Below are 13506 nucleotides of genomic sequence, written 5' to 3' on the forward strand. Positions count from 1 at the left end.
TGCTCTCCTTTTCCGCGAGCCTTCAGAAGAAGCCGAGCTTCTTCGGCGAGTAAGAGACGAGGAGGTTCTTCGTCTGCTGATAGTGCTCCAGCATCATCTTGTGCGTCTCGCGGCCGATTCCGGACTGCTTGTAGCCGCCGAACGCCGCGTGCGCGGGGTAGGCGTGGTAGCAGTTGGTCCACACCCGGCCCGCCTGGATCGCGCGGCCCGCGCGGTAGGCGGTGTTGGCGTCCCGGGTCCACACGCCCGCGCCGAGCCCGTACAGCGTGTCGTTGGCGATCTTGATGGCGTCGTCGAAGTCGCCGAAGGAGGCCACCGAGACGACCGGGCCGAAGATCTCCTCCTGGAAGATGCGCATCCGGTTGTCGCCCTCGAAGATGGTCGGCTGGACGTAGTAGCCGCCCTTCAGCTCGCCTTCGTGCTCGACGCGTTCACCTCCCGTGAGGACCTTCGCGCCTTCCTGCCGGCCGATGTCCAGGTAGGAGAGGATCTTCTCCAACTGGTCGTTGGACGCCTGGGCGCCGATCATCGTCTCCGTGTCGAGCGGGTGCCCCGGCTTGATCCGCCGGGTGCGCTCGACCGCCGCCTCGAGGAACTCCCCATAGTGGCCGCGCTGGATCAGCGCCCGGGACGGGCAGGTGCAGACCTCGCCCTGGTTGAGCGCGAACATCGTGAAGCCTTCGAGCGCCTTGTCACGGAAGTCGTCGTCGTGCGTCCACACGTCGTCGAAGAAGATGTTCGGCGACTTGCCGCCCAGCTCCAGGGTGACCGGTTTGATGTTCTCCGAGGCGTACTGCATGATCAGCCGCCCGGTCGTGGTCTCCCCGGTGAACGCCACCTTCGCCACCCGCGGACTGGACGCCAGCGGCTTGCCCGCCTCCACCCCGAACCCGTTGACGATGTTCAGAACCCCGGGCGGCAGCAGGTCCGCGATCAGGCTCACCCAGTAGTGGATCGAGGCCGGGGTCTGCTCGGCGGGCTTGAGGACGACCGCGTTGCCCGCCGCGAGTGCCGGCGCCAGCTTCCATGTGGCCATCAGGATGGGGAAGTTCCACGGAATGATCTGCGCGACGACACCGAGCGGTTCGTGGAAGTGGTACGCCACCGTGTCGTCGTCGATCTCGCCCAGCGACCCCTCCTGCGACCGGATGGCCCCAGCGAAGTAGCGGAAGTGGTCGATCGCGAGCGGAATGTCGGCCGCCAGCGTCTCCCTCACCGGCTTTCCGTTCTCCCAGCTCTCGGCCACCGCCAGCGGCTCCAGGTGGGCCTCCATACGGTCGGCGATCTTCAGCAGGACGTCGGAACGCTCCGCCACCGACGTACGCCCCCACGCCGGTGCGGCCGCGTGCGCCGCGTCCAGTGCCCGCTCGACGTCCTCGGCGGTGCCGCGCGCTATCTCGGTGAAGGGCTGTCCGTTGACCGGAGACGGATTCTCGAAATACCGCCCGCGCACCGGCGGCACGTACTCGCCGTCGATGAAGTGGTCGTAGCGCGCCTGGTAGGAGACGATCGCGCCCTCGGTGCCCGGCGCCGCGTAACGAGTCATGCTGGTGTGCCTCCCGGTGCAGCACTGCCCGCCGCTGGGCAGCTCTCGGCGCGAGGCTAGACAGGCGGACGTTGCAAGTACGTTGCGCCGCGGGTCCGCGCCCGGCTCGCGGGGACCGGTACCGTCAGCTCCGTCTCCAGCGCGGCGAGCCTGGCCCGCACCGGGGCCGTGGGCCGCTGTCCGGCCAGCGCCCGCCACACCTCGACGTCGTCCTCGCCCCACACCGCGTGCGCCCAGTCCGCCAGCAGGTCCGGGTCCCCGTGGGCGATCAGCGCCGCGCGCAGTCCGCCGGCGATCCGCTCGCGCAGCCGCACGATCGCCGGTGCCTGCGAACCGGGCAGCAGCGGGCCGGTGTACGCCTCCGCCGCCGCGGTGAGCGCACCCGCCCGCAGCCGCCGCTCCACCACGGTGACGTCCGAGTCGACCGCCGCCGTGAGCCGGTACGGCCGTGAGGCGAGCGACCCGGGGCCCAGCAGGCGGCGCAGCCGCGCGAGTTCGGCCCGCAGCGTCACCGGGGTCACCGACTCGTCCGCGTACAGGGCGCACAGCAGCTCGTCGCCCGTCAGTCCCTCCGGGTGCCGGGAGAGCAGCACCAGGAGCTCGCTGTGCCGGCGGCTGAGCCTCATCCGCCGCCCGCACCGGACCAGTTCGGCCTCGTCCCGGCCCAGCGCGGTCAGCAACGGCGTGTCCCCGGCGGGGCCTGGTGGGGTGAACAGGGCGAGCTGTGCCTCGGCGGCCCACGCCACCGCCTTGACGAAACCGAGACTGTGCGGATGCGCCAGCCCGTCCCCGCCGGTGATGTCCACGGCGCCCAGCACCCGTCCGGTACGCGGGTCGTGCACGGGCGCGGCCGCGCATGTCCACGGCTGCACCTGGCGTATGAAGTGCTCCGCGGCGAACACCTGCACCGGCCGGTCCACGGTGACCGCGGTGCCCGGAGCGTTGGTGCCGACCGCCGACTCCGACCAGCGGGCGCCCGGCACGAAGTTCATCCCGTCCGCCCGCCGGCGGGTCGCCGGATGCCCCTCCACCCACAGCAGCCTGCCGTGCGCGTCGCACACCGCCAGCAGATGCTCGCCGTCGGCGGCGAACGTACCCAGCAGCTCACGGAACAGTGGCATCACCCGGGCCAGCGGATGCTCGGCCCGGTAGGCGCCGAGGTCGCCGTCGGTCAGTTCCACGCTCGCGGTGCCGTCCGGACCGACCCCGGCCCGTGCGCTGCGCCGCCAGGAGGCCGCCACCACCGACCGCACCGGACGTGGCACCGTGCCCGCCGTGGTGAACGTCTCGTGCGCCCGGCGCAGCACACGGACACGCTCGGCGGGGTCGGCCCCCGGCTCCAGGGCCACCCACGGATCGGTCAACTCGGCCTCCCCGGACGGTGAATGGACGGTGATGTGACTGCGACCATCGTCACTCGCGGTGTTCGCGCGGACAACCGGTTCGACGCCGGTTCCCTCGGGTGGGCGGCGCCGTCCCCGATGTCGTGCCGGCCCGGCGGCGCTAGGCGAAGTTGACCAGCCGGATGTAGCGGACCCAGTCCCAGTTCGGTCCCGGGTCGGTGTGATCGGTGCCCGGCACCTGGGAGTGGCCGAGGATGTGCTCTCTGTCTTTGGGGATGCCGTACTTGGCGCAGACGGCCGCCGTGAGCTTCGCCGACTGCTCGTAGAGGGCGTCGGTGAAGTAGGTGGGCTGGTCCACCCATCCCTCGTGCTCGATCCCGATGCTGTGGGTGTTGAAGTCCCAGTTGCCCGCGTGCCAGGCGACGTCGGCCTCATGGACGCACTGCGCGACGTGCCCGTCCGCCGAGCGGATCAGGTAGTGCGCGGACACCCTCTTGGCCGGGTTCCTGAAGATCGCCAGTGTGTCGCCGTACGTCTCCTGTGTGACGTGGATGATCACACGGTCGACGGTGTAGCTGTACGGGCGGTCGGACGCCGTGTAGTTGGAGGTGCTCGCCGACTGCCACTCGGCGGCCGGGTAGTCGACGGCGGTGGTCTGTGCACCGGCCTGCGGGTCGGGGAGCAGCGCACAGGGAACGGCGGCCAGCGCCGCGCCCTTGAGGAGCCGACGCCTACTGAGACGCGGTTTCGTGCGGTCCATGTCCATGATGGGGGCCTTTCGGGAGTCGGGGGCCGCGGCCGGCGGCCCGGCGCCGGACAGCCGGACCATCGGTGCTCTGGGGGCAGTGCCGGGGTGTTTCCGGTGGGTACGGCGCGGAGGTCAGCCGCGCGGTGCGAGCGACGGCCGCCGGAGCCGCACGGCTCGCCGGCGCCGTGGCGGCGCATCAACCTCTGCGTCAGGTCGCTCCGCGCATATGCGGAAGGCGTCCTCCAGCGGGCGCGCCGAGCCGGTGGAGCCGACGTGCGGGTCCGACTCCGTGCGGCGCCACGGAGCGGTTCCCGTGAGGAGGTCCGCGATCAGCACGCTGTTCGTCGCAGGCGGGAGCCGCACGGGCCGTGCCGTGCGTCGGATCGAGGAGCGGCAGAGGCTCGACTCCGCCGTCCCGCATCCGGAACAGGGCGGTGCGCCGCGCCCCGGTCCGACTGCCGGATCGACGACCGTTCCGGCAGTGGCAGTGGCAGTGGCAGGAGCAGGAGCAGGAGCAGGAGCAGGGGCAGGGGCAGGAGCAGGGGCAGGGGCACTGGCAGTGGCAGTGGCAGTGGCACTGGCCGTGGCGTCTGCGGTGGGTCCGAGGTCCTTCGTCGGTTCCCTGTGCATGTGCCCCCCCATCCATGTCTGCCCGTCACTTCGGGCGTGTGGTTCCCCTCGATGCGCGAGGGTGCCGGCCGGTCGATCCACGAGACGCAGGCCGGCCGATCCGCGCAAGTCCCGGCCGGCCCATCCGCGTGATTTGCGGCTGGCCGTGACGGTCCGTCGCCTGAGCCTCGTTCGAATCACGGTAAGGCGCGGGCCGGTTGGGCAGAAGGGCATGTCGCGGTTCCGTGGACGAGTCACCTCCTGTGGACAACTCGGCCACCCGTTCGGCTGAATCCGTACCGCCGTCCGGGGCTGTCCGAAGGGCGAGGTGTTGTGACGTCAGATGCCTGGGAGCTACCGCTTCATGGACCCCGACGTACACCAGCCTGCGGCCGGCGGCCGACAGCCGACGTACATCAGCCGGCAGCCGACAGCCGGCAGTAGACGGCCGGCAGCAGACAGCAGACAGCCGGCGGCCCCGGCGCACCGATGCCGTCGCGGCGATGCCTGGCGCCCTGTGCCGGAGCGTTCGCGGTGTCCTCCGCGCCGGACCTCGTGGGAGGCGGTCAGGGCCGTTCGGCCACCATCGCCGGGTCGTCCAGCACAGCGCGGACGACCGAGTGCGCCGCGCCGAGCAGCGGACCCTCCGGCCCCAGCCCGGACACCGTCACCGGGCAGGCCGGACCGGCCGTGCGGCCGCTCAACTCCGCCTCCAGCGAAGGCAGCAGCCAAGGCGCGAGTCCGGTCAGCGCGCCGCCCAGGACCACCGCCTCGGGGTCGAGCAGGTTCACCACCCCGGTCAGGGCGATGCCGAGTGCCGTACCGGCGTCCTGCAGGGCCGTCCGCACCCTCTCGTCTCCCTGCTCGGCACGCTCCCCGAGCAGCCCCACCAGGTCCTCGCGAGGTTCCAGTCCCGCCGCGCGTGACACCGCCTCCTCGCCGGCGTACTGCTCGAGGCAGCCACGGCCGCCGCAGGGGCAGGCGGGACCGTCCGGCCGCACGGGTACGTGACCCAGCTCGCCGGCGAACCCCCGGGTGCCGCGCAGCAGGCCGCCGTCCACGACGACCGCGCCGCCGATGCCGATCTCGGCCGACACATGCACGAAGTCACGCGGGGTGCCGTCCCTGAGCCACAGCTCCGCGAGAGCCCCGAAGTTGGCCTCGTTGTCCACGGTCAGCGGCCATGAGCCGGGCAGCAGGGCGCCGAGGTCCGTGTCGTGCCAGTCGAGGTTCGGGGCACGGACGACCGTCCTTTCGTCCCGGGCCACCAGTCCGGGAACGGCGACGGCGAGCCCGGCGGCCCAGAGGCCCTCCCGTTCGGCCTGCGCGACGACCCGGCGTATCAGTGCCGTCAGCTCCTCGGTCACCGGCTCGGGTGCGCGGCCCCGGTTGACGCCTCGTCGCACGGCACGCGCGCGTAGCGTTCCGCTCAGGTCGACCACGCACACGGCCAGGTGATCGACGCCGATCTCCGCGCCGATCCCCGCCGGGCCACGGCCGCTGACGGCGAGCGCCGACCCCGGCCGGCCCACCCGGCCCGGCCGTTCCGGGCCCAGTTCCTCCAGCAGTTCCCAGCGGATCAGCTCGTCCACGAGCGTCGACACCGCCGCGCGCGTCAGACCGATCCGTGTGGCGACCGCGGCCCGGGACAGCGAGCCCTCGGCGCTGACGGCGTGCATGACCCGTGCCAGATTGCGGCGCCGCATGCCCCGCTGGGTGTCCGGCAGGGCGCGGCCCTTGCCCGGCTGGCGGCCCTCGTGCGGCGGTGCGGTCATGCCTGCGTCAGTCCTCGTCGTCCGCCGCTCGGCTCTCGGCGTGCGGCTGGGCCTCGGTCCTCCGCTCCAGCAGCGGGGCCGCGTCGGAGAGTACCCCGGTGATCCTGCCCAGCGTCTCCCGGTCCCGCTCCACGGCCTCCAGCACCGGGCCCGCGGCGGTGTTCCAGCGCCGGGCCACGGCCGCCGGATCCTCGCCGGTCAGCAGGCCGGCCGCCTGCGCCGCCGCGCCCAGGGCGACCGGTTCCCCGGCTCGTGGCACCTGCACGGGCCGCCCCGACAGACGGCGCACGGTCTGCTGCCAGGCCGCCCCGCGAGCCCCGCCGCCGATCAGGATCAGTGGAGTGCCGCGGTCGGCGTCCTCGTCCAAAACCAGCTCCAGGGCCCCGAGCAGCGCGTACACCGCGCCGTCGTAGGCGGCCTGCAGCAACTGGCCCGCCGTCGTGTCGTGCCGCAGCCCGTGCAGCACACCGGAGGCGTTCGGCAGGTTCGGGGTGCGTTCGCCGTCCAGGTAGGGCAGCAGGGTCACCGAGCCACCCGGCTGGACCGCCTCCCGGTCCAGGCCCAGCAGGGTCGCGACGCGGTCCACGGCGAGCGTGCAGTTCAGCGTGCAGGCCAGGGGCAGCCAGTCGCCGCGCGCGTCGGCGAAGCCCGCCACCGTGCCGGTGGGATCGGTCGGACGTCGTTCGGAGACGGCGTACACCGTGCCGGACGTACCGAGGCTGAGGACCGGGGTGCCGGGCCGCAGCCCGAGCCCCAGCGCCGCCGCCGCGTTGTCGCCGGTGCCCGGCGCCACCAGCGTGCCCTTGGAGAACGGCAGGTCATGGCTGTCACGCACGGTGCCGGCCAGCTCCCCCGGGCGCACCACCCGGGGGAGGACCGCCGGGTCGAGGCCGACGTGCGCGAGGATCTCCTCGTCGTACGCCTCCGTCCCCGACGCCCACCAGCCGGTGCCGGAGGCGTCGCCGCGGTCGGTGGTGCCCTCCCCGGTCAGGCGCTCGGTGAGGTAGTCGTGGGGGAGACGTACCGCCCTGGTCGAGCGGACCGTCTCGGGCTCGTGTTCAGTCAGCCAGGCCCACTTAGTGACCGTGAACGACGCCCCCGGCACGCTGCCGGTGCGCTCCGCCCAGGCCTTGGAACCGCCCAGCTCCTCCACCAGACGACGAGCCTGCGGGGCCGACCGGACGTCGTTCCACAGCAGTGCCGGGCGCACCGGCTCGCCGCGCTCGTCCAGGGTGACCAGACCGTGCTGCTGTCCGCCGACCGACACCGCCGCCGCCTCGTGCGCCGCGTCACCGCACTGGCGCAGCGCCGCGCACAGGGCGTCCCACCACTGGCGCGGATCGCTCTCCCGGCCGGCTCCGGCGGACACCGTGTGCGGCGCCTGGCCGCTCGCCACGACCTGCCCGGTGGCCGCATCGACGACCAGCGCCTTCGTGGACTGGGTGGACGTGTCCACGCCGACGACGAGCGGACCCTCGGCTGCTGACATCGGGCTCTCCCTCTTCCGCGACTCTGGACAGAAGACACCGTGTCTCTTCCCAGAGGTGTGCCCGCATACTAATTTGTAAATGGCGATGACGAAATAGTCGGACGCAGCCCAGAGGAGCAGCGGTATGAACTACCAGCCCACCCCCGCGGACAGGTTCACCTTCGGCCTGTGGACCGTCGGCTGGCAGGGAAGGGACCCGTTCGGCGACGCGACCCGCCGGGTCCTCGACCCGGTCGAGACGGTGCGGCGCCTGGCCGAGCTGGGTGCCCACGGCGTGACCTTCCACGACGACGACCTGATCCCCTTCGGCTCCTCGGACACCGAGCGCGAGGCGCACGTCAAGCGGTTCCGCCAGGCCCTGGACGCGGCCGGCATGAAGGTGCCGATGGCCACCACGAACCTCTTCACGCACCCCGTCTTCAAGGACGGCGCCTTCACCGCGAACGACCGGGACGTGCGCCGCTACGCGCTGCGCAAGACGATCCGCAACATCGACCTCGCGGTCGAGCTGGGGGCCGGGACGTACGTCGCCTGGGGCGGTCGCGAGGGCGCCGAGTCCGGTGCCGCGAAGGACGTGCGCGCCGCCCTGGACCGCATGAAGGAGGCCTTCGACCTGCTCGGCGAGTACGTCACCACGCAGGGCTACGACATCCGCTTCGCCATCGAGCCCAAGCCGAACGAGCCGCGCGGCGACATCCTGCTGCCCACCGTCGGCCACGCGCTGGCCTTCATCGAGCGCCTGGAGCGCCCCGAGCTGTACGGAGTGAATCCGGAGGTCGGCCACGAGCAGATGGCCGGCCTCAACTTCCCGCACGGCATCGCCCAGGCACTGTGGGCGGGCAAGCTCTTCCACATCGACCTCAACGGCCAGTCCGGCATCAAGTACGACCAGGACCTGCGGTTCGGCGCCGGCGATCTGAGGGCCGCCTTCTGGCTCGTCGACCTGCTGGAGAGCGCCGGGTACGAAGGGCCTCGCCACTTCGACTTCAAGCCGCCGCGCACCGAGGACCTCGACGGCGTATGGGCGTCGGCGGCCGGCTGCATGCGCAACTACCTCATCCTGAAGGAGCGTTCGGCCGCCTTCCGCGCCGACCCGGAGGTACAGGAGGCCTTGCGCGCCGCGCGGCTGGACCAGCTGACCCAGCCGACCGCCGCCGACGGCCTGCAGTCCCTCCTCGCCGACCGATCGGCCTTCGAGGACTTCGACGTGGAAGCGGCCGCCGCCCGGGGCATGGCCTTCGAGCGACTCGACCAGCTGGCTATGGACCACCTCCTGGCGGCGCGGGGCTGACCTTCACGCGCGCGTGCCGTGACCGGTCGAGGCCAGGGCCGTCGCGGGATCGCCCTCCGGTCCGGCCGTGGGGGCCCAGTGCCCGCCCTCGTCGCGGTACGGCCACCAGCGGCCGTCCCCGCCGAGCCGCAGCTGGACCCCTCCGCCGGGGATGGTCCACCGGTTTCCGCTCCTGTGCAGCGGCGGCCGCTCGGCGGCCTCCCAGGCCCCTTCCAGGGCCGCCCGCGCGCGTACCAGGGCCGCGTCCTCCAGCTGCCGTTCCTCGTCGAGTACGCCGAGGGCGGGGCCGCCTCCGAGCCGCCAGGCACGGACAGCCAGCGCGAGCCCCGCGCGACCGCGCCCCGTTCCGGCGGCGAGCCGCTCGGTCACGGCGCCGGGCGGCGTACCGCAGGCCAGCCGAACGGCGTCCTGCGCGGCCGTCAGACAAGTGCCGTTGCGCGGTTCGGCGGACAGGTCCTGCGCCAGCAGACGGTACGCCTCCACCGCGGTGCGGCCGGCCAGATGTTCCAGAGCCGACGGATCGACGCCGGACGCCGGGTCCGGTGCCGATCCGGCGCCGAGGCAGGGTGGCGTGCCGGGCGCCTGCGGGAGGCCCGGCAGCTCGGGCAGAGGGGGCAGAATGTCCGAGGCCGCCCACGCCTCCGCCGCGTCCACCCCGCCCGCCCCGGGTACGCCGGCGGATGATTTCGGCGCCGTACCGCGCACGTGCAGCTCCGTCAGGAACGCGTCCTTCGCCCGTCCGCGCATCAGCAGAAGCAGAAACGGATCGTCGTCCAGCAGCCGCGCCACCTGGTGGCACAGCGCGGCGGTGTGGCCGCAGTGGTCCCAGGTGCCGCAGCCGCACTCGGGATCCAGATCACCCGGACCCGGCAGCAGATCGATCCCGTGCACCGCCGCGTCCTCGACCAGGTGCGGCGGCAGCTCCCCGTCCAGCAGCGCGGCCATGTGCCCGGCCTGCTCCACGGCCAGATCCAGAAACCGCCCCCACTCCCGTGCGGACAGCTCCGGCACCAGCACATCGGCCCGGTGCGCGGAGCCTTGCGCGTCACGTACTACGGCGGTGACCCGGCCCGGCCGCACCGTCACCGCGCCCACGCCGCCCACGCGCGCGAGCCGCCGTCCGGTCTTCACCGCCGCCGCGTCCAGGGCCGCGTCCTCCAGGGCCCGCAGCCATGCGCGTCCCCACCAGCTCCGCGCGAATCCGCGTCCGCGCGTGGGCGGCAGTGCGGCCGCCGTGTGCCCCGCATCCTGGTCGTGTTCGTCGCCCTCGCGGCTCATCACGCCTCCCCGCGCAGTTCCACCAGTGCGGCCAGTTCCGCGTCCGTCAGTTCCGTCGGCGCGTCCTCGCCGGCGCCGAGCACGGCTTCGGCCAACTCGCGCTTGCGGCCCAGCATCTGAGCGATCCGGTCCTCCAGGGTCCCCTCGGCGATCAACCGGTGCACCTGCACCGGACGGGTCTGCCCGATGCGGTACGCGCGGTCGGTGGCCTGCGCCTCGACCGCCGGATTCCACCAGCGGTCGTAGTGCACGACGTGTTCGGCGCGGGTCAGGTTCAGACCGGTCCCCGCGGCCTTCAGAGACAGCAGGAACACCGGGACCTCGCCCTCCTGGAAGCGTCGCACCATCTCCTCGCGCGCGGGGACCGGGGTGCCGCCGTGCAGGAGGAGGGAAGGCACCCCACGGTTCGCCAGATGCCGTTCGAGCAGGCGGGCCATGCGCACGTACTGAGTGAAGACCAGAACGCCGGAGCCCTCCGCCAGCATCGCGTCGAGCAGTTCGTCCAGCAGTTCCAGCTTTCCCGAGCGCCCGGAGAGCCGGGCGTCGTCCTCCTTGAGGAACTGCGCCGGGTGGTTGCAGATCTGCTTCAGGCCGGTCAGCAACCCCACGATCAGTCCCCGCCGGGCCATGCCGTCGGTGGCCGCGATCCGGTCCAGCGTCTCGCGGACCAACGCTTCGTAGAGCCCGGCCTGTTCGCCGGTCAGGGCCACGGGACGGTCGGTCTCGGTCTTCGGGGGCAGCTCGGGGGCGATGCCCGGGTCCGACTTGCGCCGCCGCAGCAGGAACGGCCGGACGAGCCGCGCGAGCCGCTGGGCGCCGCCGGGGTCCCGGCCGCCCTCGACCTGCTGCGCGTACCGCGTGCGGAAGGTGCCGAGGCTGCGGCCGAGCAGACCGGGTGTCGTCCAGTCGAGGATGGCCCACAGGTCGGTCAGACTGTTCTCCACCGGAGTGCCGGTGAGCGCCACGCGTGCGCGTGCGCCGATGGAACGCAGCGCCCGCGCGGTCGCCGAATAGGGATTCTTCACATGCTGCGCCTCATCGGCCACCACCATGCCCCACGGCACCGCGGCGAGCCGTTCGGTGTCCAGGCGCATCGTGCCGTACGTGGTCAGCACGAACTCCCCGGCGCCTACGGAACCGAGGTCGCGCCCGGCCCCGTGGAACCGGCGCAGTGCCGCACCGGGCGCGAAACGCTCGATCTCGCGCTGCCAGTTGCCGAGCAGGGAGGCGGGGCAGACGACGAGGGTGGGACCGGCCGCCGAGGCGTCCGTCTGCCGGTGCAGATGCAGGGCGACGAGGGTGATCGTCTTGCCCAGACCCATGTCGTCGGCGAGGCAGCAGCCCAGGCCGAGGGAGGTCGTGCGGACCAGCCAGTCCAGGCCCCGCAGCTGATAGTCCCGCAGCTCGGCGGCCAGGCCCGGCGGCTGCTCGACCGTCCGCGCCGTCCTGGTGTCCGCGAGCCGTTCCCGGAGCCCCTCCAGCCACCCCGTGGTCCTTACGTCGATCTCCTGGCCGTCGATCTCCGCCGAGCCGGACAAGGCGGCGGCCAGTGCCTCGACGGGAGCGAGTGAGCGATCCGGCCGGTCCAGGGCGCGTTGCGCCGTGCGCGGGTCGACCAGCACCCATCCGTCCTGCAGCCGCACCAGAGGGCGTTTCGCTACCGCCAGCCGGTCCAGCTCCTCCCGGGAGAGCTCTCGACCGCCCAGTGCGAACGACCAGCCCAGGGCGACCCCGGGCTCCGCCGTGAGGAACGAGGACGGGTTCGGGGCGCACCCCGGTCCGGTCGTTCCGGCGTCCGGAGGGCCGAGCCTCGCGTGCACGCTCAGCTCGCGCGGCAACCGCTTCGGCCAGTGCACGTCGACCCCGGCCGACGCCAGTGCCCGCGTACCCTCGCCCAGAAGTTCGGTGATCTCGTCGTCGGCCAGGTCCATCGCGTCGGGGACGGCGGCGGACAGCAGAGGCGCCAGTGGCGGCCAGGCCCGGGCCGCGCGGCGCAGCGCGAGCAGCGCGTCCGCACGCGCGCGTGGACCGAACGCGCCATCGGCACCGGACGAGGGGCCAGCGCCGGACGCGTCGCCGGTACCGAAGGCGGTGTCCGCGCCGAACGCGTCGCGCCCGGCCCCAGCGGTCCACAGGCCGGCCGCGTCCATCACGTCCGGCGCTCCGCCCGGCCCGTGTACCTGGAGCACCGCACGGAATCGGACCGGAGGATCGTCCTGCGGGGCCGCGTCGTCGAGACCCGACGCCTCCACCCGCAGCGACAGCCGCACGCCCGCGTCATGGCCGGCGGCGACGTCGTCGGCCCACGTCCGCAGAGCGGGCAGTCGCTGCGGCTCGGCCACGGCGTACGCCGCCCCGCCCGTCACCATGGCGGCGGCGGGAGAACGCGGCAGCGTGTCGGCGACGGCGTCCAGGAAGGCGCGCAGCAGCCGCTCCGGGGCGGGCAGCAGGGGCCGGCCGTCCACCGTGAGGGGCACGGCGTGCGCCTCCGGAGGCATGGCGGCGGTGAGAGCACGGACCAGCTCCGTGTCACGACCGGACAACGGCCCGACCCGCCAGGCGTCGTGCTCGCCGGGGAGAGGCCCGGCAGGAGCAGGCCGCGCGCCAGGAAGTGCAGCGCCAGCAGCCGGGCCGTGTCCCAGAAGACGGCGGACCGTCCTTGCCGCCGCAGCTCACGCGCCTGCGCGAGCAACGGAAGCGCGCTGTGCACGGGTACGACGAGGGCGGACGAACGACGCCGTTCCACGCCACCGTCTGCCGCGGGGACGACGACGTCCAGGTCCGCCACGGAGCTGTCCGTGACGCTGGGAGGGGCCTCGCCGTCCGTCTGCCCGAAGGCGAGGCCGTCCCTCTGCCAGAAGGCGCTGCCATCGGTCCGCCAGAAGGCGAAGCGGCCCTCCCGGGCGGGGTCGGCGGGCAGGAACACGGTGTGACAGCGGGCGAGTTCGGACAGTCCGGCGGGTGGTGCGGTGGGAATCCTCTGCACAGCTCTGGCGTACTCCTCAAATTTGACTACTCAGTCGGGGTGGTCGAGAGTACAGCACCGCGAGGAGAGGCCCCGGCGGACGGCGATCCTGACGCCGGCCGTTGTCTCCGCCGGGCCGCGGTATCGGCGGCACCGCCGGCCGGTGACACCATTAAGGGCGGGCTTCAGGGTTGTCTCAGGGTCGGCTCCTGGAACCGTGGGATGCGGGGGGCCGTTTTCAGAGCAGAGAGCGGCAGAGGCCGTGAAGGAGGGACGCTCATGTCCAAGAACGCGAAGATCGCCGTGGGCGGCGTGGCGGTCGGGCTCATCCTGTTGATATGGCTGCCCTGGTGGGTGGCGTTCCTGATCGTGGTGGGGGTTCCGGTGGCGGCCTACCTGGCTCTGGACCCCTCGCAGCGGCGCCGGCTACGCCGAGTCGGCCGCAAGGAACTCGGGCGCTGA

The 13506-nt window shown here is 72.9% G+C and carries 8 protein-coding genes and 1 pseudogene; 2 read left to right on the top strand and 7 right to left on the bottom strand.

The features are described 5' to 3' along the window. Positions 1-22: 22 nt before the first annotated feature. The 5 genes from adh to xylB form a co-directional block, all read right to left on the bottom strand. On the bottom strand, positions 23-1546 hold the full coding sequence (gene adh, locus ACGFT2_RS01070; RefSeq protein WP_393272158.1) for an aldehyde dehydrogenase: 1524 nt from the start codon (positions 1544-1546) through the stop codon (positions 23-25). A 56-nt stretch (positions 1547-1602) separates the two neighbouring features. Beyond that, a complete protein-coding gene (locus tag ACGFT2_RS01075; RefSeq protein WP_393272160.1) occupies positions 1603-2910 on the bottom strand; it encodes a transcriptional regulator in 1308 nt (435 codons plus the stop codon). A gap of 139 nt (positions 2911-3049) precedes the next feature. Further along, on the bottom strand, positions 3050-3649 hold the full coding sequence (locus ACGFT2_RS01080) for an N-acetylmuramoyl-L-alanine amidase (RefSeq protein ID WP_393272162.1): 600 nt from the start codon (positions 3647-3649) through the stop codon (positions 3050-3052). A 1163-nt stretch (positions 3650-4812) separates the two neighbouring features. Beyond that, a complete protein-coding gene (locus ACGFT2_RS01085) occupies positions 4813-6021 on the bottom strand; it encodes an ROK family protein (RefSeq protein WP_393272164.1) in 1209 nt (402 codons plus the stop codon). 7 nt (positions 6022-6028) lie between these two features. Continuing rightward, on the bottom strand, positions 6029-7510 hold the full coding sequence (xylB, locus tag ACGFT2_RS01090; RefSeq protein WP_393272166.1) for a xylulokinase: 1482 nt from the start codon (positions 7508-7510) through the stop codon (positions 6029-6031). A 124-nt stretch (positions 7511-7634) separates the two neighbouring features. On the opposite strand from xylB, the gene xylA reads away from it, so the two are divergent. Next, positions 7635-8801 carry a xylose isomerase gene (gene xylA, locus ACGFT2_RS01095; protein WP_393272168.1) on the top strand — a complete coding sequence of 389 codons (1167 nt, stop codon included), beginning with the start codon at positions 7635-7637 and terminating at the stop codon, positions 8799-8801. Between the two features lie 3 nt (positions 8802-8804). Here xylA and ACGFT2_RS01100 read toward each other — a convergent pair whose 3' ends face one another. Continuing rightward, complete coding sequence (locus ACGFT2_RS01100; protein ID WP_393272170.1) at positions 8805-10079, bottom strand: SWF or SNF family helicase; 1275 nt, start codon at positions 10077-10079, stop codon at positions 8805-8807. Then, positions 10079-13065 (bottom strand): annotated as a pseudogene (locus tag ACGFT2_RS01105) (SNF2-related protein). The gene ACGFT2_RS01100 and the pseudogene ACGFT2_RS01105 overlap by 1 nt, the downstream one beginning before the upstream one ends. A 258-nt stretch (positions 13066-13323) precedes the next feature. Between ACGFT2_RS01105 and ACGFT2_RS01110 the strand changes: the two are divergent. Further along, a complete protein-coding gene (locus ACGFT2_RS01110; protein WP_393272172.1) occupies positions 13324-13506 on the top strand; it encodes a hypothetical protein in 183 nt (60 codons plus the stop codon).

It is taken from the genome of Streptomyces sp. NPDC048514 (genome assembly GCF_043199955.1).
GTDB lineage: Bacteria > Actinomycetota > Actinomycetes > Streptomycetales > Streptomycetaceae > Streptomyces.